The 23,149-nt window shown below is 68.4% G+C and carries 21 protein-coding genes; 17 read left to right on the forward strand and 4 right to left on the reverse strand.

All coding sequences use genetic code 11. The features are described from left to right. Window positions 1-8: 8 nt before the first annotated feature. The 7 genes from rpe to ACW177_RS01320 all read left to right on the forward strand — a co-directional run bounded on the left by rpe (window position 9) and on the right by ACW177_RS01320 (window position 8,619). Window positions 9-674 (forward strand): ribulose-phosphate 3-epimerase, encoded by a 666-nt coding sequence (gene rpe, locus ACW177_RS01290; RefSeq protein ID WP_492026868.1) that lies wholly within the window; start codon window positions 9-11, stop codon window positions 672-674. Beyond that, window positions 671-2,524 carry a heparinase II/III family protein gene (locus tag ACW177_RS01295; RefSeq protein ID WP_492026869.1) on the forward strand — a complete coding sequence of 618 codons (1,854 nt, stop codon included), beginning with the start codon at window positions 671-673 and terminating at the stop codon, window positions 2,522-2,524. Before rpe ends, ACW177_RS01295 begins: the two co-directional genes overlap by 4 nt. A gap of 1 nt (window position 2,525) precedes the next feature. After that, window positions 2,526-3,158: a hypothetical protein gene (locus tag ACW177_RS01300; RefSeq protein WP_492026870.1), complete on the forward strand. Its 633-nt coding sequence runs from the start codon at window positions 2,526-2,528 to the stop codon at window positions 3,156-3,158. 97 nt (window positions 3,159-3,255) lie between these two features. Further along, a complete protein-coding gene (gene purH, locus ACW177_RS01305) occupies window positions 3,256-4,860 on the forward strand; it encodes a bifunctional phosphoribosylaminoimidazolecarboxamide formyltransferase/IMP cyclohydrolase (RefSeq protein ID WP_492026871.1) in 1,605 nt (534 codons plus the stop codon). 13 nt (window positions 4,861-4,873) lie between these two features. Further along, entirely contained in the window at window positions 4,874-5,338 is a 465-nt protein-coding gene (locus ACW177_RS01310) for a GNAT family N-acetyltransferase (protein ID WP_492026872.1), read from the forward strand. Window positions 5,339-5,401: 63 nt separating this feature from the next. After that, window positions 5,402-6,301: a dienelactone hydrolase family protein gene (locus tag ACW177_RS01315; protein ID WP_492026873.1), complete on the forward strand. Its 900-nt coding sequence runs from the start codon at window positions 5,402-5,404 to the stop codon at window positions 6,299-6,301. 233 nt (window positions 6,302-6,534) lie between these two features. Then, window positions 6,535-8,619, forward strand: coding sequence for a S8 family peptidase (locus tag ACW177_RS01320; protein WP_492026874.1), 2,085 nt, complete (start codon window positions 6,535-6,537; stop codon window positions 8,617-8,619). A 112-nt stretch (window positions 8,620-8,731) separates the two neighbouring features. Here ACW177_RS01320 and grpE read toward each other — a convergent pair whose 3' ends face one another. After that, a complete protein-coding gene (grpE, locus tag ACW177_RS01325; protein WP_492028050.1) occupies window positions 8,732-9,310 on the reverse strand; it encodes a nucleotide exchange factor GrpE in 579 nt (192 codons plus the stop codon). Window positions 9,311-9,363: 53 nt separating this feature from the next. Then, complete coding sequence (gene hrcA / locus ACW177_RS01330) at window positions 9,364-10,422, reverse strand: heat-inducible transcriptional repressor HrcA (RefSeq protein WP_492028051.1); 1,059 nt, start codon at window positions 10,420-10,422, stop codon at window positions 9,364-9,366. Between the two features lie 115 nt (window positions 10,423-10,537). On the opposite strand from hrcA, the gene rph reads away from it, so the two are divergent. Beyond that, a complete protein-coding gene (gene rph, locus ACW177_RS01335) occupies window positions 10,538-11,263 on the forward strand; it encodes a ribonuclease PH (RefSeq protein WP_267514951.1) in 726 nt (241 codons plus the stop codon). Between the two features lie 25 nt (window positions 11,264-11,288). On the opposite strand, the gene ACW177_RS01340 is transcribed toward rph, so the two are convergent. Next, window positions 11,289-12,056: a DUF6065 family protein gene (locus ACW177_RS01340; protein ID WP_267514950.1), complete on the reverse strand. Its 768-nt coding sequence runs from the start codon at window positions 12,054-12,056 to the stop codon at window positions 11,289-11,291. A gap of 38 nt (window positions 12,057-12,094) precedes the next feature. On the opposite strand from ACW177_RS01340, the gene ACW177_RS01345 reads away from it, so the two are divergent. From ACW177_RS01345 to ACW177_RS01385, 9 genes are all read left to right on the forward strand, one after another. Continuing rightward, the gene (locus ACW177_RS01345) at window positions 12,095-12,607 is read left to right on the forward strand and encodes a prolyl-tRNA synthetase associated domain-containing protein (RefSeq protein ID WP_492026875.1); all 513 of its coding nucleotides are present in this window, start codon (window positions 12,095-12,097) and stop codon (window positions 12,605-12,607) included. 305 nt (window positions 12,608-12,912) lie between these two features. Next, window positions 12,913-14,388, forward strand: a complete 1,476-nt coding sequence (locus ACW177_RS01350) for a hypothetical protein (RefSeq protein ID WP_492026876.1) — start codon at window positions 12,913-12,915, stop codon at window positions 14,386-14,388. 498 nt (window positions 14,389-14,886) lie between these two features. Next, entirely contained in the window at window positions 14,887-15,795 is a 909-nt protein-coding gene (locus ACW177_RS01355; protein WP_492026877.1) for a tetratricopeptide repeat protein, read from the forward strand. A gap of 16 nt (window positions 15,796-15,811) precedes the next feature. Continuing rightward, a complete protein-coding gene (locus tag ACW177_RS01360) occupies window positions 15,812-16,468 on the forward strand; it encodes an LON peptidase substrate-binding domain-containing protein (RefSeq protein ID WP_492026878.1) in 657 nt (218 codons plus the stop codon). Window positions 16,469-16,494: 26 nt separating this feature from the next. Beyond that, window positions 16,495-16,689, forward strand: coding sequence for a Trm112 family protein (locus ACW177_RS01365; protein ID WP_271164955.1), 195 nt, complete (start codon window positions 16,495-16,497; stop codon window positions 16,687-16,689). Window positions 16,690-16,859: 170 nt separating this feature from the next. Further along, window positions 16,860-17,813, forward strand: a complete 954-nt coding sequence (gene gshB / locus ACW177_RS01370) for a glutathione synthase (protein ID WP_492026879.1) — start codon at window positions 16,860-16,862, stop codon at window positions 17,811-17,813. Between the two features lie 57 nt (window positions 17,814-17,870). After that, on the forward strand, window positions 17,871-19,487 hold the full coding sequence (locus ACW177_RS01375) for a YifB family Mg chelatase-like AAA ATPase (RefSeq protein ID WP_492026880.1): 1,617 nt from the start codon (window positions 17,871-17,873) through the stop codon (window positions 19,485-19,487). Between the two features lie 88 nt (window positions 19,488-19,575). Then, window positions 19,576-21,114 carry a response regulator gene (locus ACW177_RS01380; protein ID WP_492026881.1) on the forward strand — a complete coding sequence of 513 codons (1,539 nt, stop codon included), beginning with the start codon at window positions 19,576-19,578 and terminating at the stop codon, window positions 21,112-21,114. A gap of 34 nt (window positions 21,115-21,148) precedes the next feature. After that, complete coding sequence (locus ACW177_RS01385) at window positions 21,149-22,903, forward strand: AmpG family muropeptide MFS transporter (RefSeq protein ID WP_492026882.1); 1,755 nt, start codon at window positions 21,149-21,151, stop codon at window positions 22,901-22,903. Between the two features lie 47 nt (window positions 22,904-22,950). On the opposite strand, the gene ACW177_RS01390 is transcribed toward ACW177_RS01385, so the two are convergent. After that, window positions 22,951-23,088, reverse strand: a complete 138-nt coding sequence (locus ACW177_RS01390; protein WP_054764494.1) for an entericidin A/B family lipoprotein — start codon at window positions 23,086-23,088, stop codon at window positions 22,951-22,953. Window positions 23,089-23,149 lie beyond the last annotated feature (61 nt).

A 23,149-nucleotide genomic window follows, 5' to 3' on the forward strand; every position in this document is an offset into this window, starting at 1 on the left:
GAGGGACCATGGCCGTTACCCCCCTGATCTGCCCGTCCATCCTCGCCAGCGATTTCGCGCGGCTGGGTGAAGAGGTCCGTGCGCTGGAAGCCGCGGGCGCCGACTGGATCCATGTCGATGTGATGGACGGTCATTTCGTGCCGAACATCACCCTGGGTCCGGACATCGTGAAGGCGATCCGGCCGCACACCCACCTGCCGTTCGACGTCCACCTGATGGTCGCGCCGGTCGATCCGTGGCTGGAGGCCTATCGCGACGCCGGGGCCGACCTGCTGTCGATCCATCCCGAAAGCGGCCCGCACGTCCATCGCACCCTGGGCCGTATCCGCCAGCTGGGGGCCAAGGCCGGGTTGGTGTTCAATCCGGCGACGCCGCTGTCGATCCTGGAAGAAGTGGTCGATCTGGTGGACCTGGTGCTGATCATGTCGGTCAATCCCGGCTTCGGCGGGCAGAAATTCATCGACAGCTCCCTGCGCAAGATCGCCGGGGCCCGCGCCATTCTGGACCGCGCCGGATCGGCGGCCCATCTGCAGGTGGACGGGGGCGTGACCTCGGCCAATGCGGCGGCCTGCGTCGCCGCCGGGGCCGACGCCCTGGTCGCCGGCTCCTTCGTGTTCAAGGGCGATTATGCGACCAATATCGCCGCCCTGAAGGCTGTGCCGGCGGCCGCGTGAGCCCGATCGGTCCCTTCAGTCCGCGCGGCCAGGACGCCGCGCCCGACGTCGCTTCCGGCCAGATCCCCGGCCTGGCCGGCGCGCCGGTCCGCACGCCGATCCGTTCGGGCTCGACCGAGACCGGCCCCGGCCTCTGGCCCGCCATCGCCGGGCGGATCCTGACCCGCCAGTTGTGGATCGAACTCTACGGCCTGCCGGGCTATGGCCTGACGCTCAGCCCGGTGCTGGGCGGGGGCAAGGTCACGGCCTTTGCGGCCACGCCCCGCGACTTCCGCCCGCACGATCCGGCGCCGGGCAAGAATCTGCTTGTCGGGCGTTTCATCCTGGCGGGCGCCTCGATGGAGGTCGAGGCCCCGGCCGATCCGTGGAACCGCCCCAGCCCGTCGCGGCCGTTCGCGGTCGAACTGCACGCCTTCAACTGGCTGCCGGCCCTGATGGCCCAGGGCGAGCGGGGCGCGCGCGAGGCCCTGCGCCTGACCCTGGCCTGGACCGACACCTTCGCCCGCTGGTCGCCTTTCGCCTGGGGGCCTGAAATCCTGCCGCGCCGCGTGATCAACCTAGCCTGCGCCGCCCGCAAGATGGGCGCTGTGGCGACCGAGGCCGAGCGGCTGAGGCTGGCCGACAGCCTGGCGCGCCAGACCCGACAGCTGCTGCGCCCGCCCGGCGGCCTGGCCTCCCGCGCCGAACGGCTGACGGCGGCGGCCATCGGCGGCTGCGTCCTGGCCGGCGCGCCGGGCCAAGGCCTGCGCCGTCGCGCCCTGTCCGGCCTGACCGGGGCGCTGAAGACGGCTGTCCAGCCCGACGGCGGTCACGCCTCGCGCAGTCCCGAGGCCGGGCTGGAGCTGCTGCTCAACCTGCTGACCTTGGACGACGCCCTGGCCCAGCTGTCCGAGCCGACGCCCGAGGCCGTGACCGGCGCCATCGCCCGCCTGACGGAGGGTCTGCGCCTGCTGGCCCTGCCGGACGGCCGTCTGGCCAGTTTCCAGGGCGGGGGACCGTCCACCGTGGCCCGCGTCGCCGCCGCCCGCGCCCATGACGAGGCCGCCACCGCCCGCACCAAGGCCGAGCCCGAGCATCCGCCGCTCGGCGCCGTCGCCGGCCTGACCCGGATCGCCAGTCCGCTGCTGACCATCGTCGCCGACGCGGCGCCGCCCGCGGGCGGCGCCTGGGGGGCGTCCGCCTGCGCCCAGCCGATGGCGCTCGAGATCGCCTGCGGCAAGGATCGTCTGATCACCGGCTCCGGCTGGACCCCCGCCGCCACCGACCGTCAGGCCCTGCGGCTGACGCCCGGCCATTCGACCCTGACCCTGGGCGAACGGTCGCTGAACGAGCCCCTGGGCGGCTGGAAGGGCGAACTGCTGGGCCCGCGCCTGGTCGGCCCGCCGATCCATGTCACCACCGATCAGCGCGACGGCGACGGCGCGGTCTGGCTGGATATGGAGCACGACGGCTGGAACGAGGCCTTCGGCCTGAACCACCAGCGCCGCCTCTATCTGGACCAGCGGATGGACGAGCTGCGCGCCGAGGAAAAGCTGTTCCCGACGCCGGGCCGCAAGGAGATGGTGCGCCAGATCGCGGCCCCCTACGCCATCCGCTTCCACCTGGAGCCGGGGGTTCAGGCTTCGCTGGCGCGCGACCGGCGTTCGATCCTGCTGCGCGGCGCCTCGGGCCGGGGCTGGTGGTTCCGCACCGACGGCCCCGACGTGGCCATCGAACCCAGCGTCCATATCGACGCCGGCCTGACCCGCCGCTCGCTGCAAATCGTCGTGCGCGGCTCGGCCCGCACCGACAGCGAGAGCCGGATCCGCTGGAAGCTGAGCCCGGCGGGCGCGAGCGGCGATCCGACCTGACATGGCGCGGGGTACGATTGATCTGTTCGACCTGATGGCGACGCGGCCGATCTCGCATCCAACCCGGATCACGTCTTTTTCTCTGGTCGGCGACATGGCGACCTTATCGGTGGAAGGCGCATCGTGGTGGGTCGAGAATCGACCGGACATCGACGGTGAAATCCAGTTCCGTTTCGAAGGTGTGACCTGTGGTTCGATCGATCTTTCGGAGCTTGTCGATCCCGAATGGGACGAGGCGCTAGATATGTTCCACATGGAGCGTACATCAGACCTTCCTTGGGCCCAGCCATCGACTGTTTCGATCTTTTGCAATGGGTCGATCCCGCGACCGTTGGACGTCTACGCCCGTGTTCAGAACTACCTTCTGGATGTCGATGCATTAAGCTCGCCCTCGGACATCTTGAATGGCGGCGACAGGCTATCGTGGTTTCTGGAAGTCGCTCGTTCGCCTGTGCACCAATTGGCGGTAGCGCCGCCCGTGATCGCCGACTTGATCATTGGCGAATTGAACGATCAGGGCGTGCCACACATTGTCACGTTTTTACGGGGTGGCGCGGTTGCGTCGATCCTAATCCGTATCGGTGATCACGGCTTCTTCTGCGAGCGGGCGACGGCGGAATTCGATCTAGACTGACGAATTACGTCTCCTCCGACAGCCCCGCAAGGCTGACGCGGCCTGCCGATGGTGCTAGACGCCCCGCCATCCTCCCCCAGCCTTCACGGACGCCGCCATGCCCGCCGCTCCCGACTTCCCGCCCGCACCCGACCGGGTCAAGCCGCAACGCGCCCTGATCTCCCTGTCCGACAAGGCCGGGCTGGAAGACGCCGCCCGCACCCTGCACGACCTGGGCGTCGAACTGGTCTCGACCGGCGGCACGCGCGCGGCGATCGCCAAACTGGGCCTGCCGGTCAAGGACGTGGCCGATCTGACCGGCTTCCCCGAGATGATGGACGGCCGGGTCAAGACCCTGCACCCCGTGGTCCACGGCGGCCTTCTGGGCGTGCGCGACGCGGCAGACCACGCCCAGTCAATGATCGACCATGGCATCGGCGCCATCGATATCGTCTGGATCGACCTCTATCCGTTCGAATCCACTGTTGCTGCGGGCGGCTCGTTCGAGGCGGCGGTCGAGAATATCGACATCGGCGGCCCGGCCATGATCCGTTCGGGCTCGAAGAACCACGGCTATGTCGCCGTCGCCGTGGACGGCGAGAGCATCGGCCTGATCCTCGAGGCGCTGAAGGCCGAGGGTTCGACCGATCTGGCCCTGCGCAAGCGCCTGGCCGCCCGCGCCTTCGCCCGCACCGCCGCCTATGACGCCGCCGTCTCCGGCTGGTTCGCCCAGCAGGTCGAGGACATCGCACCCGCTCGCAAGTCGATCGCCGGTTCTCTGGCCCAGACCCTGCGCTACGGCGAAAACCCGCACCAGAGCGGCGCCTTCTACCGCACTGGCGAGGCGCGTCCCGGCGTGGCCCATGCGACCCAGATCCAGGGCAAGGAGCTGGGCTACAACAATATCGCCGACGCCGACGCCGCCTATGAGCTGGTCGCCGAGTTCGAGGCCCCGGCCGTGGTCATCGTCAAACACGCCAACCCCTGCGGCGTGGCGGTCGGCAAGGACCTGTCGGAAGCCTATGCCCGCGCCCTGGAATGCGACGCCGTCTCGGCCTTCGGGGGCGTGATCGCGGTCAACCGTCCGCTGAACGGCGACGACGCCCGCGCCATCACCGGCATCTTCACCGAAGTCGTCATCGCCCCCGGCGCCGATGACGAGGCCAAGGCAGTCTTCGCCGCCAAGAAGAACCTGCGCCTGCTGATCACGGACGGCCTGCCCGATCCGCACGGACCGGGCGAGGTGTTCCGCTCGGTCGCCGGCGGCTTCCTGGTCCAGAGCCGCGACCGCAGCCTGATCAAGCCGTCGGACCTGAAGATCGTCACCAAGCGCCATCCGACCCCGACCGAAATCCAGGACATGCTGTTCGCCTTCACCGTGGCCAAACACGTCAAGTCCAACGCCATCGTCTATGCCAAGGACGGCCAGACCGCCGGCATCGGCGCCGGCCAGATGAACCGCCGCGACAGCGCCCGCATCGCCGCCATCCGCGCCAAGGAAGCCGGTGAGGCCAAGGGTCTGACCCAGTCCCTGGCCGAGGGTTCGGCCTGCGCCTCCGAAGCCTTCTTCCCCTTCGCCGACGGCCTGCTGGAAGCCGTCGCGGCCGGCGCCACGGCGGTGATCCAGCCCGGCGGCTCGATGCGCGACGCCGAGGTCATCGCCGCCGCCGACGAGAAGGGCATCGCCATGGCCTTCACCGGCGTTCGGGTCTTCCGGCACTAAGGATCGACCCGGGATGATCCATATCGAGGACGCCGATCCCGACCATCCCGACGCTCGCGTCCTGATCGCCGCCCTGTCCCAGCGACTGGCGGCGATCACGGGCTCCAGCGGTCAGGCCTCGTTCGACGCGGACGATGTTCGGGGGCCGGGCGCCGCCTTCCTGCTGGCGCGGGACGCGCAGGGTCGGGCCATTGGCTGCGGGGCCTTGCGTCCGCTCCAGCCGGGCGTCGCCGAAATCAAGCGCATGTATGCGGCGGTCGCCGGACAGGGCGTGGGTTCCGCCGTGCTCGCGGCCCTGGAAGCGCGGGCGAAAACCCTCGGCTACGCCGAAATCCAGCTGGAGACGCGCCGCGTCAACACGGTGGCCGTGGGCTTCTATCTCCGCGCGGACTACTGCGAAGTTCCGCCCTATGGTCGCTATGTCGGCCGGCCGGAAGCCATCTGTTTCGCCAAACAGATCGGATCCGCTTCCGCCTAAGTTGACTGGACGCCCCCCGCGCGCCGTGATGGTCTGCGGCTCCCCCGTTTCTGGAGCCGTCCCATGACCACCCTGATCCGTCCCGAAGGCCAGACCGCCGATGATCTGAAGCTCAGCCGCCGGGCGGTGGGCGCCCTGGGGGGACTGCTCTTCTCCGGCTTTGCGGTCGCGGCCCTGGCCAAGGAGGCCCAGCCGATCACCACCGACAACGCCGGGCTCGAGACGGCCGAGGTCACCTATCCGGCGCCGGACGGGTTCGAGCTGCCGGCCTATCTGGCCCGCCCGGCCGGCGAAGGCCCCTTCCCCGTCGTGGTGGTGGTGTCCGAGATCTTCGGCGTCCACGCCTATATCAAGGACATCTGCCGCCGACTGGCCAAACAGGGCTACGCCGCCATCGCCCCGGCCTTCTTCAACCGGGTCGAGGACCCGGCGCCCCTGGCCGACATGGGCCGGATCATGCAGATCGTCGGGGCGGCCGACTACGAACAGGTGATGGGCGACCTGTCCGCGACCCTGGAATGGACCAGCCAGCAGTTGTGGGCGCGCGACGGCAAGGTCGGGATCACCGGCTTCTGCTGGGGCGGCAAGGTGGTGTGGCAGGCGGCGGCGCGGTTCGCCGTCATCGGCGCCGGCGTGGCCTGGTACGGTCGCCTGGCCCCCGCCCCCGACGCGACCCCGGTCCAGGTCTCGTCGGGCCAGCCCTGGCCGGTGGATCTGGCCGACGATCTGAAGGCGCCGGTCCTGGGGCTTTACGGCGGCCAGGACCAGGGCATCCCCCTGGCCAGTGTCGAGCGGATGCGCGAGGCCCTGGCCCGCGCGGGCCAGACCGACAGCCGGATCATCGTCTATCCCGACGCGCCCCACGGCTTCCACGCCGACTATCGCGCCAGCTACGCCGAAGCCGACGCCAAGGACGGCTGGTCGAAACTACTCGCGGTCTTCGACAAATCTTTAAGAAGTTGAATTGCTACTGATGTGACACACTGCGCCGGGCTGTGTGTCATGGAGGGGCGAAGGTGGCGAATTCACAGTGGCGTAGGGCGATCCTGCTCGGTGCGGGCCTCCTGTTTCTTCCCCTCGCGGCCTGTGGCGGCGGAGGAGGGGGCGGCGGGGGTGGAGCCGTAACGCCGGTCGTGCCGCCACCCCCGCCACCGCCGCCCCCTCCTCCTCCCCCTCCGCCGCCGCCGCCCCCTTCGGTGACGTCGAGCGAATATCTGCGCAGCTATGGCGTGGCCAATATGAAGGCCGAGGTCGCCTGGCAGGCCGGCGCCACCGGGAACGGCGTCACCGTCGCCGTGGTCGATTCCGGCGTCAGCAACAACCAGGCGGATCTGGTCGGCCGCATCTCCAGCGCCTCGACCGACGTGATCACGGGCCGCAACACCCCCTATGTCGCCGACGACAGCCACGGAACCCTGGTGTCCGGGGTGATCGCGTCGAACTTCAACGGCCTGGGCTCGGTCGGCGTCGCCTATGAATCGACCATACTGTCGATCCGCGCCGACATCTCCGACTGCGAGGATGAGGAAGACGACGTCTGTTTCAGCAGTTCGGACCTGGTTCGGGCCCTGGACTTCGCCGTGGCCAACGGGGTCAAGATCATCAACATGTCCCTGGGCGGAGACGGGCGGTTCGGCGCCGCCTTCGAGGCGGCCCTGCTGCGCGCCGTCGATTCCGGGGCGGTCATCGTCGCCTCGTCGGGCAATGACGGCGAGGCCAACCCCGGCTGGCCGGCCCAATATGCGGTCGATCCCCGCTTCGCCGGCGGCGTCATCGCCGTGGGTTCGCACGGCGCCGCCAATCTCATGTCCGACTTCTCGAACCGCGCAGGGGTGACGGCCGCCGCCTATATCTCGGCGCCCGGCGAGGACGTCATCACCGGCTGCGACGGAACCAGCTGCTGGCGGATCAACGGCACCTCCTTCTCGGCGCCCCATGTCTCGGGCGCCCTGGCCCTGCTGATGGACGCCTTCCCCAATCTGACGGCGCGTCAGGCCCTGGCCATACTGATCGACACGGCGCGCGACGCCGGCGACGCCGGGACCGACATCGTCTATGGCCGCGGCCTGCTGGACATGGCCCGCGCCTTCCAGCCGGCGGGCGCCACGTCCGTCCCCATGGCCGACGGCGGCGCCATCGTCGCTGAGGCCGAGCCGGGCAGTTTCGTCGGCCCCGCCTTCGGCGACGCCTTCTCCCGCCAGACGGCCCTGGGGACCGTCCTGTTCGACGGCTATGACCGGATGTTCGCGGTCCAGCTGGGTGCAGCCTATCCGACCGCGCCCAGCCGCTCGTACCAGGCCGCCCCGTTCGAACCCAGCCGCACGGCGACGACGCGCCTGGCCCTGCCCAACGGCGGTCGGCTGAACCTGACCGCGTCCCAGCCGGCCCCGACGCCCGAGCCCATCGCCCCGCGCTACGACCTGACCGACGCCCCCTGGCTGGGCGACGAGCCCCGGCAGGAGGCCATGCTGGACCTGGAGATGGGCCGGCTGAGCTTCGCGACCTGGCAGGGCCGCGGCGGGGCGTCCTCGCCGTTCGACGGCGCGGCCGGCGACGGTTTCGCCGCCCTGGCCCAGGTCGATCATGCGATGCGCGGCGCCGTCCGCTTCGGCGCCCTGACCCTGGCGGCCGAGAGCGGCGGCGGCGACCGCCGCATGCCCCTGCGTCGGGTCGAGGAAGAGGCCTCGACCTATAGCCGCGCCACCCTGGCCTGGCGCGGCGCCGACGGCGGCCTGTCGCTCAGCCTGGGCGTCCTGGACGAGCGTCTGGGCCCGCTCGGCGCCTTCCTGCCGGGCGGATCGGACTTCGCCCTGCCCTCGCGGACCAACTTTTATGCGGTCGGCGGCGACTGGACCCTGCGGCCCGGCCTGGCCCTGATCGGCGAGGCCGGCCTGGGCGCGACCGACACAGAGGGCCGCTTCCTCTCGACCGATCAGGCGGCGATCAGCTCCAACTGGCGGCTGGCCCTGCTGACCGGCTGCACCATCCTGTGCGACCGGATCAGCTTCACCGTGTCACAGCCGCTGCGGATCGAACGGGGCACATTCTCAGCCTGGCTGGCGGACGTGCCGGTCGATTATTTCGACCCCCTGACCTATTCGCGCCGCAGCTTCTCGGCCACGCCAAGCGGGCGTCAGATCGACTTCATCCTGGGCGGCGAGCGTCAGCTGTGGGACGGCTCAAGCCTGTCGGTCCAGGCCGTCGCCAGCCGCGAACCGCGTCACGTCGCCGACGCGCCGCCCGAGTTCGCCCTGATCGGCGGGTGGCGGCGTCAGTTCTGAGGTGGGTGTTGGTGAGTAGTGTTAGTGAGCAAGAGGTGAGCGGCGCGCGTAGAAACCCCGGCTCACTTCTCGCTCACGGCTTGCTCACTAATCACTACTCACGCCCAGACGATCAGGCCTTGCTGTCGAAGGCGTGCGTCTCGGCCTCGGGCGCCGCGCCATAGGGGTTCGACGCCTGCGCGCCGGACCCCTTGGCCGCGACCACGACCATGGCCGGACGGATGGTGCGGCCGAACAGTTCGAAGCCGGACTGCATGGTTTGCAGCACGGCGCCGCCCGGAACCGTGTCCGACGGCTGTTCGATCATGGCCTGGTGCAGATGGGGGTTGAAGGCCTCGCCGGCCTCGGGCGCGACCCGCTTCAGCCCATTGGTTTCGAACGCCTGCAACAGGGCCTTCTGGGTCATTTCCAAACCGGTCACCAGGGCGACGGTCGGGCCGTCGGTGTCCTTGGGCGCGGCCATCAGGGCGCGTTCCAGATTGTCGGCCACGCCCAGCAGATCCTTGGCGAAGCGCTGGATGGCGAAGGCGCGGGCGTCGTTCTGCTGCGTCTCGGCGCGCCGCTTCAGGTTCTCCATCTCGGCGGCGACGCGCAGGGCGCGGTCCTTCCACTCGTCACGCTCGGCGATGACGGCGTCCAGCGGCGCCAGGTCATCTGACGGCTGGGCGTCCAGGCCGTGTTCGGCGTTCATTTCCGCCATATCGGCGTCCAGTTCGTTGAATTCGTCGTTAAGGGGCTTGTCGCTCACTTGTCGTTCCCGTCCAGCATCCGGCCCAGCACCCGGGCGGTATAGTCCACCAACGGAATGACACGGGCGTAGTTCAGTCTTGCGGGGCCTATGACGCCGATGGCGCCCAGAACCCGCTGTCGGCCGCTCATATAGGGCGCCGCGATCACGGCGGAACCCGAAAGTGAAAACAACCGTGTTTCGGCGCCGATGAAAATTCGCACGCCTTGCGCCGCATCCACCCCGTCCAGCAGGCCGATCAGCTGTTCCTTCTGCTCCAGGTCGTCGAACAGGACGCGCACCCGCTCCAGATCCGCCAGGCCTTCGCCGTCCTGCAACAGGTTGGCCCGGCCCCGCACGATCAGGGCGCGCTCGCGGTCCGGCCCGCCGGACCAGGCGGCGAACCCGTCCTCGACCAGGCGGGCGGCGGTCTGGTCCAGCTCGCGCCGCGCGATCTCCAGCTCCTGGGTCATCTCGCGCTTGGCGTCGGCGAAGGGTCGGCCGCGCAGACGGGCGTTGAGGAAGTTGGAGGCCTCGACCAGGGTCGAGGGCGTGACCCCGGCCGCCAGGGTCATGATCCGGTTCTCGACAGTGCCGTCGTCGGCGACGATGACCGCCAGGGCCTGATCCCCGCCCAGGGCCACGAACTCCACGTGTTTGACCCCGGACTCGCGCACCGGGCTGGACACCACGCCCGCGCCGCCCGCCAGGCCGGACAACAGGTTGGACGCCTCGTCCAGGGCGGATTCGAAATTCCGCCCCCGCCCGGCCAGCCGCCCGTCGATCTCGCGCCGCTCCTCCTTCGTCAGGTCGCCGATCTCCAGCAGGCCGTCGACGAACAGGCGCAGGCCCGCATGGGTCGGGATCCGCCCCGCCGACGTATGCGGCGCGGCCAGCAGACCGGCCAGGGTCAGGTCCTGCATCGTATTGCGGATCGAGGCCGGCGACAGGGCGATTCCGCCCAGCGACAGGGTCCGCGACCCGACCGGCTCGCCCGTCTCCAGATAGGATTCGACGATGCGCCGGAAGATGTCGCGTGCGCGCGCATCCAGACCCGCCAGCCCCGCAAAGGCCATGCCTGGGGACTGGGCGCCGTCGAACGGCGGGGTTTTGGGGGCATACAGGCTCACGGTTTCAGGATAAGCACCGGCGCCCCCGCTTCCAAGGCCAGACTTTCCAAGGACCCATCTCATGCGCCATTCGCAACGCACCGACGACCAACTGCGTCCCGTGACCATCGAGACCGGCGTCAACCGCTATGCCGAGGGTTCGTGCCTGATCACTTTCGGCCACACCAAGGTTCTGGTGACGGCCTCGGTCGAGGAGAGCATTCCCGGCTGGATGCGCGGCAAGGGCCAGGGTTGGGTCACCGCCGAATACGGCATGTTGCCCCGCGCCACCCACACCCGCGGCCGCCGCGAGGCCGCCGCCGGCAAACAGACGGGCCGCACCCAGGAGATTCAGCGCCTGATCGGCCGCTCGCTGCGCGCCGTCGTCGATCTGAAGGCCCTGGGCGAGCGTCAGGTGGTGCTGGACTGCGACGTCATCCAGGCCGACGGCGGCACCCGCACCGCCTCCATCACCGGCGCCTGGGTCGCCATGGCCTCAGCCCTCAACTATCTGCGCGACGAAGGGGTGCTGAAGTCCGACCCAATCCTAGACCAGGTGGCGGCGGTGTCGTGCGGCGTCTGCGACGGCGTGCCGGTGCTGGACCTGGACTATGAAGAGGATTCCGAGGCCGAGGCCGATTCCAACTTCGTCCTGACCGGCGCGGGCCAGATCGTCGAGGTCCAGGCCACCGGCGAGAAGCGCGGCTTCTCCCGCGCCGAGTTCGACCGCCTCTTCTCCCTGGCCGAGATCGGCTGCACCGAACTGTTCGCCCTGCAAAAGGCGGCGCTGGAGGCGGTGCGCCGCTAAGCGCACCGACCTCTTCGCACCCGCGTCAGCCGACGCGGGGCGACTTCAGGCGGCGCTTGTTCGAATGGGTGGGCGGCGCCGCCCCCAGGTCCTCGGGCACCTCGCCCTTGAAGTAGTAGCGCTGCCAGGCCTCCTTGGCCGCGTCCGGATCGCCGCCGGCCAGCCGCTGGTTGAAATCGGTGCGCGCGCGGTTCCAGGCCTCGAACTGGCCCTTCATCACCGGGTTGGACTCCAGGGTCCGGATCACCGGCTGGAACTGTTCGACCTTCTTGTGCTCGATCAGATTGATGAAGCAGAAGGGCTCGCCCTTCTCGAACGTGATCCGGCCCGGCCGGGTGAAGATCCAGTTCATCGTGAAGGGGAAGGGCAGCCAGTCGGTCTCGATCAGGCCGACCAGCGGCTGGATCCCGTCCTTCAGGTGATTGGGCGACCCCGAACACATCATCCCCCAGCCCGGCGGCGTGCGGAACAGATACTGCGGGTGCATGGTCAGCACCCCGCGCGAAAAGTGCGAGGTGACGAAATGGGCCAGGTCGTGCTGGGGCCGATCGGGCGTGATGACGATGTCTTCCTGGCGCGGTCCGCCGTTCCATTCGGCCGAGAAGCCGAACGGGCACAGGATCTCCCACCCCGTGGTGTTGGCCATGTTCAGCGGCAGGCAGCGATAGGGGTGGCGGCTGATGAAGGCGTCCATCCAGTTGCGCGACTGACGGCCGGGCACCAGATCCGGCGGCCGTGCCGTCATCGGATAGCATTCCAGTTCCAGCGGGCGCGTCTGCACGGTATCGACCATGGAACCGTTCCTAACGCCGCAAACGCGACTGCTCAACCATGACGCCACACCCCGCTTTCGACCGTGACGCCCTGACTGCCTGGCTGGCCGAGAACGGCGTGGGCCACACCACCCACGACCACGCGGCCGTCTTCCGCGTCGAGGAAGGCCTGGACCTCAAGGCCGACCTGCCGGGCGCCCACACCAAGAACCTGTTCCTGAAGGACCACAAAGGCCGCCTCTGGCTGATCTCCGCCCGCCAGGACACGGTCATCGACCTGAAAGCCGCCGCCGCCGCGATGGGATCAGGCCGGCTGTCGTTCGGGAACGAGACCCTGATGTTCGAAACCCTGGGCGTCCGCCCCGGCTCGGTCACCGCCCTGGCCCTGATCAACGACACGGACCGCCGCGTCTCCTTCGTCCTGGACCGCCGCCTGTGGGACGCCGACATCGTCAACTTCCACCCCCTGACCAATACGGCCACGACGGCCCTGGAGCAGACGGGGTTCCGGCGGGTGCTGGCGCTGCTGGGGCGGGAGCCGGTGGTGTTGGATTTCGGGGCGTTAGGGTGAGGCCCATTGCGAGTCCGCGTAACTAACCCATCCAAACTGGACGTGAGAAGGCTGGCGGGCTCCCTTTTGCGCGTCGGGCGCGAGCATCAAAACGCAACTGGTCTTTCATGGCGCGAACAGGCAGGCTGACACGCGGAGGGGTTGCTATGATAATGACAGAGAGTTCGAACCTGGGCCAAGCTCTTACGCCGCTTCGCCGGCGTACAGTGGGGTCCAACGTCCTGATCCGCTCGGTATCACAAGTTAGCTTCGAGGTCCGGAGCGCGACTGCTTTCGAGACTGCGGTGCGCGAGGCTGCTGGTTGGATGCGCAACCGCAACTCAGCCATCCCTGCCGACGCGCTTCAGGCCAACCCATTCGACGTTGGCGGCGGTGGGACTCACCCCGCGCGGGCAGTGACGCTCACCGTCGATGACGGCCGCGTCTGGGCGGGGAGCCTAGATTTCCCGGACGCAAACACCGTTGGGCGCACTTGGGTGACGGAGATCACCGTCGCCCAACAGTCAGGTCGCGTGTATTTTGGCGCTCGGCTCATCAACGTCACACGGGGGGAGGACACCCCATTTGTGTCGAGCTTGCCCGGCGTGGCTCGGCAAGTGGTTAGCCGGACCATGGCCTTGGGCGATGGCGTCCGGCTCGAAGAAACGGCGATCCGGGTGACCGACCCCGACACTGTCGATGACATGATCGCGCTGATTGATGATCCGAGCAGAAACCTCCCGGTAGTCGTCGTGACTGACGGCTTGGATTGGCGCGCTGTGGCGGATGCAACGATCTTGGCGGGCAAGCTTGCGGGCGCGGCGCACTGTTTCAGCCTGAGCCAAGCCGCTTCGCGCGAGTTCGGCGCGCGTTTCGGTCGGCTGCTGTCAGTCTTCGGCGGCGGCGCCCGCATTTACTGGCCTGGGTTTAGCGCGGAGGAATCCGATCCTTTTGAACATCCGCTTTGGGTAGCTAAACCCATTTTCCACGACCGAACCGACGAGATCATAGTTGCCGTCTTGGCTGCCTCCATTACGCGCGGCACCCGCAGTGAATACCCGCGTTTCGATGCCATTCGCCAAGCGGCCGCCGCTCAAATGATCGCCGCCGAACGCACCACGACGTCCGGCGCAGGCTTAATCCAGTTGTTTGAGGACGAAAACCTGCGGCTGGAAGCAGAACTCGACAAAGCGCGCCAAGAGATGGATCAGTGGATGATCGAGATGGACGCTGAACGTAATGAGCTCGCGCGCGCCTTAGCAGAAACTAAGGCCGACGCCGCACGCTACCGCGCCCAAGTCGAGGTTTTTCGCGCCGCTCTGTCAGGCGGAGCACCCATCGTCCGAGAGCCCCTGATCGGGTTTGATGGTTTCGAGGATTGGGCCAGCCGGAATCTGTCACCCAATATTTGGTTCGCTAGCAAAGCTATAAAGGAGATGGAAAAGAAAGCTCAGTTCGACACGCCCTCACTTATCGGTGACGCGCTCTATATGCTTGATGACCTATTCGTTCCGATGAAACGAGATTCAAGCGACGAGCGCCGCGCTGCCTATACGGCTCAACTCGAGATGCTCGGGTGTTCCGACCAACCTTGTTTTACTGTTCGGAATGCGATCAGAGGCTACCCAGCTTATGCGGCGACTTATCGCGGCGAGAAGGTCTGGTGCGAACACCACATCAAATATGGCGGCGGATTCGATCCGAGACGCATGTTCAGGATATATTACCATTGGCATGAAGACGATCAGCTTCTGATCATCGGCCATATACCCACGCACCTCAATAACAGCCTGACAAACTAAAGGTGGCTTGGCCGCTAGGATGGCCATGGGGGGGGGGGGGAGTTTACCATCCTAATTCCTTAGAAAAAATCCAGCAATATCAGATAATTCCCTAAACTTTTCACCCTTCAACCCACCACGCTCCAAAACCATGCGACACTCCCCGCACGGTCTTTGAAAACTGAATCCCCGCCGCCGGCCACGCACCTCCTGCCGCCCCGCGAAGAATAGACGAAAATAGACTCCATTTTTTTCGAGTGGATTTCGTCTATTTCCGCCCTCGCGGCCCCTTCGTCGCTTGATGCCGAGGCGTCCCGACGCCACAGCGCCGACCAACCGCCGCCGCGCCATGTTTGGCAGGTTTGGCGCCTTGGCACGGTGTTTTCGCGCCATTTGCGCCAGAACGAGCGACCCGTCTTTCGTTCCTCCGGGCGCCCCGCAGCCAAATCGCCGCTTGATGCCGAGGCATCCCGACGCCATCTGGTCCGTTACGACCTTCGAGCCTGCACGGACTTAGCCATGACCCTGATCGACCCCAGCCTGTCCCCCAACCGCTCCGGCGACGACCTGATCAAGGAGGGCACGGACGCCTCCTTCATGACCGACGTCATTGAGGCGTCGAAGCATCAGCCGGTGATCGTCGACTTCTGGGCCACCTGGTGCGGCCCGTGCCGGACCCTGGGCCCGGCGCTGGAGAAGGGCGTGCGCGCCGCCAAGGGGGCGGTGAAGATGGTCAAGATCGATGTGGACGCCAATCCGGCCTATGCGGGCCAGCTGAGGGTGCAGTCGATCCCCACCGTCTACGCCTTCGTCAACGGCCAGCCGGTGGACGGCTTCCAGGGCGCGATCCCCGACAGCCAGATCAAGGCCTTCATCGACAAGCTGACCGGCGGCGCCGGGGGCTCGACCGAGACGGCGCAACTGCTGGAGCTGGGCGAGGAGTCGCTGGGTCTCAACGACTTCGGCGGCGCGGCCCAGGCCTTCGCCCACGTCCTGTCGATCGAGCCCCAGAACGAGAAGGCCATCGCCGGCATGGCGCGGGTCTATCTGGCCGGCGGCGACCATGAGCAGGCGCTGCAGACCATCGCCATGGCCCCCCAGGACTCTAAGGAGCCGACGGTCCAGAGCGTCCGCGCCCAGTTGGCCCTGGCCGCGAAAGCCCCTTCAGGCGCCTCGGCCGAACTTGAGGCCAGGGTCGCGGCCGCCCCCAACGACCACCAGGCCCGTTTCGACCTGGCCGAGGCCCAGAGCGCGGCCGGCGACTTCAAGGGCGCGGTCGACAATCTGCTGGCCATCATCCAGGCCGACCGCGAATGGAACGAGCAGGCGGCGCGCAAACAGCTGCTGGTCATCTTCGAAGCAGCCGGCCTGAGCTCCGACGTGGCCAAGGACGGCCGACGCCGTCTGTCGTCCATCCTCTTTTCCTGAACGAGCCCTGGTCCCCATGCCTCAAAGCTATGTGCGAGCCTTGGATCTGCCGCAGGTGATCCCGGTGTTTCCGCTGGGCGGGACCATCCTGCTGCCGCGCGGACAACTGCCGCTGAACATCTTCGAGCCGCGCTATCTGAACATGGTGGACGACGCCATGGCGGGGGACCGGATCATCGGCCTGGTCCAGCCCAAGGGTGGGACGCCGGCCCAGCCGGGCCTGTCGCCGGTCGGCTGCGCCGGGCGGATCACCAGTTTCGCCGAGACCTCGGACGGGCGGTATCTGATCACCCTGACCGGGGTGTCGCGGTTCCGCATCGCCGCCGAACTGCCGTCCAAGGCGCCCTATCGCCAGGTGCGCGCCGCCTTTGACGCCTATGAGGACGACCTGGCGCCCCCGCCGGAAGAGCCGGACTTCGACCGCCACGCCTTCCTCGACGCCCTGCGCGCCTATATGACCCACCGCCTGCTGGACATCGACTGGGACACCGCCGAGACCGCGCCGATGGAGGCCCTGGTCAACAGCCTGTCGATGGCCCTGCCGTTCGAACCGGCCGAGAAACAGGCTCTGCTGGAGGCCATGGGCCTGATGCCCCGCGCCGAGGCCCTGACCGCCCTGCTCCGCATCGACGCCGCCGACGGCGGTGACGACGCTGCGCCGTCTATGCAATAAGCGGCCACGCTTTCAGGAACCCGCCCATGAGTGACGCCTTCAACACGCCCGTCTCCGTCGATCCCCGCCTGCTCGAAGTCCTGGTCTGCCCGGTCACGCGCGGCAAGCTGACCTATGACCGCGACGCGGGCGAGCTGATCTCGGCCGGCGCCAAACTGGCCTATCCGATCCGCGAAGGCGTGCCGATCATGCTGGCCGAGGAAGCGCGTCAGCTGGACTAGCTTCCCGCCCCTTCCGCCCGTCATCCTCGCCCCTGTGGCGAGGATCCATACCCCCGGTTTCTGTCGTGATCCCCGGTTTCGACGGAGCGTATGGATCCTCGGGACAAGCCCGAGGATGACGAGGTGGAGGGATCGCCTTCCCCGTCCCCACCCACGCCACGGATCCGTTCATGCTGAAAATCGCCATCCAGATGGACCCGATCGAGGCCGTCGACATCGCCGGGGACACCAGCTTCCTGATGGCCGAGACGGCCCAGGCGCGCGGACACCGGCTGTGGGTCTATGACTTCCGCACCCTGGCCCTGGAAGAGGGCCGCCTCTACTGCCGCGCCCGGCCGATCACCGTGCGACGCGAGGTCGGCAACCACGTCGATTTCGGCGACTGGGTGAAGCTGGACCTGGCCGAGGACGTGGACGTGATCCTGATGCGCCAGGATCCGCCGTTCGACATGGCCTATGTCACCGCCACCTATCTGCTGGAGACGGTCCATCCCAGGACCCTGGTCGTCAACGACCCGGCCCAGGTGCGTTCGGCGCCCGAGAAGCTGCTCGTCACCGCCTTCCCCGGCCTTCAGCCGCCGACCCTGATCTCGGCCGATCCGGTCGCCCTGGACGCCTTCCACAAGACGCACGGCGAGGTCGTGCTGAAGCCTCTGCACGGCAACGGCGGCTCGGGCGTGGTCAAGCTGCGCGCTGACGACCCCAATCTGGACGCCCTGATCGAGATCCACGCCGCCGGCAGCCGCGACCCCCTGGTGATCCAGAAATTCATCCCCGCCGTGTCCAAGGGCGACAAGCGGATTATCCTGATCGACGGCGAGCCCGTCGGCGCCATCAACCGCGTCCCGGCGGCCGGCGCCGTCCGCTCCAACCTGCACGTCGGCGGCACCGCCATGCCGGTCGAACTGACCCCGCGCGACCTGGAGATCTGCGCCGCCATCGGCCCGACACTAAAGGAGCGCGGCCTGATCTTCGTCGGCATCGACGTGATCGGCGACTATCTGACCGAGATCAACGTCACCTCCCCCACCGGCGCCCAGCAGCTGAAGACCTTCACCGGCATCGACGCCACGGCCCTGATGTGGGACGTGATCGAGAAGAAGCGCGCCGCACAGGTTGCGTAAACGCCCCTTGCGCTAGAGTTCGGTTCATGCTTCGTTCTCTCCAGCGGAGGGAACGCCATGGTCGCGCGGGTTGTCACGGTCGCCTTTGACGGGGTGGAGGCTCGGCGCGTGGACGTCGAGGTCCAGCTGGTCGGCCAGGATCAGCAGACGGTCTTCACCATCGTCGGCCTGCCGGACAAGGCGGTGGCCGAAAGCCGCGAACGGGTGCGGGGCGCCTTCGCCGGCATCGGCCTGGCCCTGCCGTCGCGGCGGATCATCGCCAATCTGGCCCCGGCCGACCTGCCCAAGGAGGGCAGTCATTTCGACCTGCCCATCGCCCTGGCCCTGATGGCGGCCATGGGAGTGATCGCGCCCGACGCCCTGGACGGCTGGGCCGCCATCGGCGAGCTGGGGCTGGACGGACAGATCGCACGGGTGGGCGGCGCACTGCCGGCCGCCGTGGCCGCCGACGCCATGAGCCTGGGCCTGATCTGTCCCGAGGCCACAGGGCCGGAGGCCGCCTGGGCCGGCGGGGCGCGCATCCTGGCGCCGCGGTCCCTGATCGCCCTGGTCAATCACTTCAAGGGAACCCAGGTCCTGCGCGCACCAGAGCCCGGCCCCCTGGCCAGCGGCAAGGCCGTGCCCGATCTGCGCGAGGTCAAGGGCCAGGAAGGCGCCAAGCGGGCGCTGGAAATCGCCGCGGCGGGCGGCCACAACCTGCTGTTCATCGGCCCGCCGGGATCGGGCAAGTCGATGATGGCGCAGCGCCTGCCCGGCCTCCTGCCGCCCCTGACCTCGCAGGAACTGCTGGAGACCTCGATGGTCTGGTCGGTCGCCGGCCTGATCGAGCGGGGGGCGCTGACCCGGGACCGACCGTTCAGAAGCCCCCATCACTCTGCTTCGATGGCGGCCCTGACCGGCGGGGGTCTGCGGGCCAAGCCGGGCGAGGCGTCCCTGGCCCACAACGGCGTCCTGTTCCTCGACGAACTGCCCGAGTACAGCGCCCAGGCCCTGGATTCCCTGCGCGCGCCCTTGGAGACGGGCGAGATCGTGGTGGCGCGGGCCAACGCCCATATCCGCTATCCGGCGCGGTTCCAGCTGGTGGCGGCGATGAACCCCTGTCGCTGCGGCATGGGCGGGGCCGGACGGGGCGCCTGCGGCAAGGCTCCGCGCTGCCAACGCGACTATCAGAACCGGGTGTCCGGCCCGATGTTCGACCGGATCGACCTGACGGTCGAGACCCCGCCGGTCACCGCCGCCGACATGACCCTGCCGCCCCCGCCCGAAGGCACGGCAGAAGCCAAGGCTCGCGTCGCCGCCGCCCGCGCCCAGCAAGAGGACCGCGTGCGCGAGGCGGGACTGGACCCGGCCCAGGGGCTGAACGCCCGCGCCTCCGGCGACACCCTGGATCGGTTCGCCACCCCGGACGAGGCGGGGCGGATGCTGCTGATGCGGGCGGGCGAGGCCGGGGGTCTGACCGCGCGCGGCTGGACCCGGACCCTGCGGCTGGCCCGCACCATCGCCGATCTGGACGGCTGCACCGGAGTTCTGCGCCGCCATATCGCCGAGGCCCTGATCTATCGTCGCAACACCGTGGGGGCCGAGGCCGACTTCAGCCGACGTCAGGCCCACCGCAGCGAAGCCTCTGAGATCCGCGAGGCGGCGCCGGACCAGGCGCCCTTCCTCTATTCGTGAGGCCCTGATCCGAACCTCCCGCACCCTCAGGAGAGAAGAACAATCCTTAACCCGGCGCGCCTATGCTCCACAGCTTGCGGAGATCCTGATGGCGCGACGGACGGCGACGAAGCAGATCGAGACCCCGCCGGCCCCCGCCGTCGAGGCGGCGCAGCAATTCCTGCGCCTGATGAGCCACGAGATGCGCACCCCCCTGAACGGGGTGCTGGGCATGATCAATCTGTTGCAGCGCACTCGACTGGACGGCGCCCAGCGCGCCTATGCCGAAAACGCACGCCAGTCGGCCGAGCATCTGCTGGGCCTGGTCAATGATCTGCTGGACTATGCCCGGCTGGAAGCCGGATCGCTGGAGTTCGACCTGGCCCCGGTCGACCTGGAAGGTCTGGCGCGCGGCGTCGCCGAACTGCTCAGCCCGCGCGCCCACGACAAGGGGCTGGAAATCGTCTGGTCGGTCGCCGCCGACGCGCCGAACATCCTGGCCGACGAGGGCCGGTTGCGGCAGGTGCTGTTCAACCTGGCCGGCAATGCGGTCAAGTTCACCGAGACCGGCGGCGTCCGCCTGTCGGTCGAGCGTGCGGCTGACGACGGGACGGCCGCCAAGGACGGGCGCGTCCGCCTGGACTTCATCATCGACGACACTGGCCCCGGCGTGCCCCTCGAGGCCCGGTCCCGCATCTTCGAGGAATTCGGTCACGCCGATTCGTCCGACGCGGCGCGCCACGACGGCGCCGGCCTGGGCCTGGCGGTCGTGCGCAAACTGGCCCTGGCCATGGGCGGAACCGTGGGCGTCGAGGATCGTCCTGGCGGGGGGGCCCGCTTCCGCTTCGAGGCCGGCTTCGAGCCTGTCGTGGCCCGTCGAAAGAAGCCGTTACGAGGCCACAAGGTCGCCGTCCGATCGCCCGACCCCTTTGTTCGCGCCGCCGCCGCCGCCCAGATCGAAACCTCCGGCGGCAAAGTCTCCGACACAGCCCCCGTCTGGCTGATCGACCACGCCGAGGCGGCGCCCGACGCCCTGGTCGCCGCCCCGGACAAGGGGCGCGGCGTCGTCCTGCTGAAGCCGTCGGAACGCGAACTGATCCCTCGCTACCGGACCGCCGGTTTCCACGGCTATCTGATCAAGCCCCTGCGCCGGGCCTCCCTGGCCGAACGGGTGCTGGCGGCCACCGGCGCCGGCGACGCCGCTGCGACGTCGAACCTCCTTCCGCCCGAGGACGACCGGGTCGCAACCGCCCGTTTCGCCGGGGTCCGCGTCCTGCTGGCCGAGGACAATCCGGTCGGGGCGCTTCTGGCCCGCACCCTGCTGCGCCGCGAGGGCTGCACCGTCGAGACCGCCGCCACCGGAGCCGAAGCCGTCGCCGCCCTGGCCCGCGCCCGCTACGACCTGGTCTTCATGGACATGCGGATGCCCGGCATGGACGGCCCCGCCGCCGCCCGCGCCATCCGCGCCACGGGCGACGCCACCCCCATACTGGCCCTGACCGCCAACGCCTTCGCCGAGGACCGCCGCCTGTGCCTGGAGGCCGGAATGGACGATCACCTGGTCAAGCCGCTGGACGTCGAGGCCCTGCGCGCCGCTCTGACCCGCTGGACGAAGCGCGACATCCGCGCCAAGGTCGCCCCCCTTTAGGCGACCGCGTTTCCGGCCGCCGCCGGAGCCGTGCATGACCGACCAAGCCTCGACCGCAAAAGCGAAATCCGCCGGCGGCTTCGCCGTCTATGGCGAGCGGCGCGTCTTCATCATGCTGCTTCTGGGCTTTTCGGCGGGCCTGCCCAATCTGCTGATCTTCGACACCCTGACCGCCTGGTTGCGCGAGAGCGGCCTGACGCTGGAGGTGATCGGCTTCTTCGCCCTGGCCACCCTGTCCTATTCGCTGAAGTTCGTCTGGGCGCCCCTGATCGACCGGACCGCTGTGCCGTTGCTGACGCCGCTGCTGGGTCACCGCCGAGCCTGGATGTTGGTGACCCAGGCGGTGATCGTCTTCGGCCTGTGGTCGATCTCGACGCTGAATCCGGCCAACGCCCTGATCGCCGTCGCCGGGTTCGCCGCACTGGTCGGCTTCTTCGGCGCCACCCAGGACATCGTCATCGACGCCTGGCGCATCGAGGCGGCCGACGACAGCCGCCACGGCGCCATGGCCGCCGCCTATCAGATGGGTTACCGCGTCGCCATGATCGTGGCCGGCGCCGTGCCCCTGGTCCTGGCCGACCTCTACAACTGGAACCTCTCCTATGCGGTGATGGCGTGCCTCATGGGCTTCGGCATCGTCGGCGTCCTGTTCGCTCCGCGCGAGAAGGCTCACACAATCCGGCCCATCCCCGTCGGCGACGTCCCGTCGCGGCCGAAGCTGGAAGTGGTCGAATGGATCGTCCGTCTGGCGGTGATCGGCGTCGCCGCCATGTTCCTTGGCTCGGGACTGACGGGCCAGTCGGCGCCTCTGAACACCCTGTTCGGCCTGTTCGGCCTGGGCGCGGACGGCAAGGCGGCGGTGGCGGCGGCCCTGTCGGCCAAGCCCGAGGGCGTCTATCTGCAGTTCGCCTCGGTCTTCCTGGGTCTGGTGGTGATGGTGCTGGCCTGCTGGCCCCTGCCAGGCCTCAAGACACGCCCTGGCGCCTATCTGGCGGGCTCGTTCGGCCAACCGCTGGCTGATTTCTACCGGCGCTTCTCGGGCGTCGCGACCCTGATCCTGGCCCTGATCTGCGTCTATCGGCTGGCTGACTTCGTGCTGAACATCATGCCGCCCTTCTATATCGATCTGGGCTTCTCCAAGACCGAGCTGGCCGAGGTGCGCAAGGTGTTCGGGGTGATCATGACGACGCTCGGCGTCTTGATCAGCGGCTGGTCGGTGGCCAGGCTGGGCCTGATCCGCACCATGGTCATCGGCGCCTTCATGAGCCCGGTCTCCAACCTGATCTTCGCCTGGCTGGCGACCCAGGGCCACAGTTTGTCGGCCCTGACTGTGGCGATCGGCGTCGACAACATCTCCGGCGGCTACGCCGGGACGGCCTTGATCGCCTATATGTCCAGCCTGACCTCGATCGGCTTCACCGCGACCCAATACGCCCTGTTCACCTCGCTTTACGCCCTGCCCGGCAAGCTGATCGCCTCGCAATCGGGCCGGATCGTCGAGGCTTCGGCACGGGCGGCGGAAGGGAATGGGCCGTTCGCCGGTTTGCGCGGCCTGTTCGCCAATATCCAGGAGGGGGTGCTGACCACTGGCGCGGCGTCCAGCGGCGTCACCCCCGCCGCCCTGGGCGCCGGCTATGTCGCCTTCTTCCTCTATTCGGCGATCATCGGCGTGTTCGGCATTGTCCTGGCCTTCGTCGTAGCGGGAAAACAGACCGCCTTGCAGGAACGCCAGAACCGCGAGACGGCGACTGATCCCGCCGTCGCAGCGACCGAAGGCCAACCGTCCTGAAACACGAAGGCCCGCCTGAGCGGCGGGCCTTCCAGATCATCTGATCCTCAGTGTTTCGCGCGTTCCGCGCCCGAGCTGACCGCCGAACCGGCGGCCGAGACGTCGCGGCCTACGCCGGCGATGGTGTTGCAGGCCGAGACGGCCAGGGCGGCGGCGACGAGGGACAGGGTGATGATCTTGCGCATGGCGAACCTCAATTATGGTCAAGCTTGGCAGCAACGCTCAAGCTTAGCCTTGGTTGCACGA

Source organism: Brevundimonas sp. AVps23W (assembly GCF_058681395.1).

Excerpts from the sequence above, each read along its gene's own strand:
- rpe (WP_492026868.1), top strand. The coding sequence starts at position 9 with ATGGCCGTTACCCCCCTGATCTGCCCGTCCATCCTCGCCAGCGATTTC.
- ACW177_RS01300 (WP_492026870.1), top strand. The coding sequence starts at position 2,526 with ATGGCGCGGGGTACGATTGATCTGTTCGACCTGATGGCGACGCGGCCG.
- purH (WP_492026871.1), top strand. The coding sequence starts at position 3,256 with ATGCCCGCCGCTCCCGACTTCCCGCCCGCACCCGACCGGGTCAAGCCG.
- ACW177_RS01310 (WP_492026872.1), top strand. The coding sequence starts at position 4,874 with ATGATCCATATCGAGGACGCCGATCCCGACCATCCCGACGCTCGCGTC.
- ACW177_RS01315 (WP_492026873.1), top strand. The coding sequence starts at position 5,402 with ATGACCACCCTGATCCGTCCCGAAGGCCAGACCGCCGATGATCTGAAG.
- grpE (WP_492028050.1), bottom strand. The coding sequence starts at position 9,310 with ATGAACGCCGAACACGGCCTGGACGCCCAGCCGTCAGATGACCTGGCG.
- hrcA (WP_492028051.1), bottom strand. The coding sequence starts at position 10,422 with ATGGCCTTTGCGGGGCTGGCGGGTCTGGATGCGCGCGCACGCGACATC.
- rph (WP_267514951.1), top strand. The coding sequence starts at position 10,538 with ATGCGCCATTCGCAACGCACCGACGACCAACTGCGTCCCGTGACCATC.
- ACW177_RS01340 (WP_267514950.1), bottom strand. The coding sequence starts at position 12,056 with ATGGTCGATACCGTGCAGACGCGCCCGCTGGAACTGGAATGCTATCCG.
- ACW177_RS01345 (WP_492026875.1), top strand. The coding sequence starts at position 12,095 with ATGACGCCACACCCCGCTTTCGACCGTGACGCCCTGACTGCCTGGCTG.
- ACW177_RS01350 (WP_492026876.1), top strand. The coding sequence starts at position 12,913 with ATGCGCAACCGCAACTCAGCCATCCCTGCCGACGCGCTTCAGGCCAAC.
- ACW177_RS01355 (WP_492026877.1), top strand. The coding sequence starts at position 14,887 with ATGACCCTGATCGACCCCAGCCTGTCCCCCAACCGCTCCGGCGACGAC.
- ACW177_RS01360 (WP_492026878.1), top strand. The coding sequence starts at position 15,812 with ATGCCTCAAAGCTATGTGCGAGCCTTGGATCTGCCGCAGGTGATCCCG.
- ACW177_RS01365 (WP_271164955.1), top strand. The coding sequence starts at position 16,495 with ATGAGTGACGCCTTCAACACGCCCGTCTCCGTCGATCCCCGCCTGCTC.
- gshB (WP_492026879.1), top strand. The coding sequence starts at position 16,860 with ATGCTGAAAATCGCCATCCAGATGGACCCGATCGAGGCCGTCGACATC.
- ACW177_RS01375 (WP_492026880.1), top strand. The coding sequence starts at position 17,871 with ATGGTCGCGCGGGTTGTCACGGTCGCCTTTGACGGGGTGGAGGCTCGG.
- ACW177_RS01380 (WP_492026881.1), top strand. The coding sequence starts at position 19,576 with ATGGCGCGACGGACGGCGACGAAGCAGATCGAGACCCCGCCGGCCCCC.
- ACW177_RS01385 (WP_492026882.1), top strand. The coding sequence starts at position 21,149 with ATGACCGACCAAGCCTCGACCGCAAAAGCGAAATCCGCCGGCGGCTTC.
- ACW177_RS01390 (WP_054764494.1), bottom strand. The coding sequence starts at position 23,088 with ATGCGCAAGATCATCACCCTGTCCCTCGTCGCCGCCGCCCTGGCCGTC.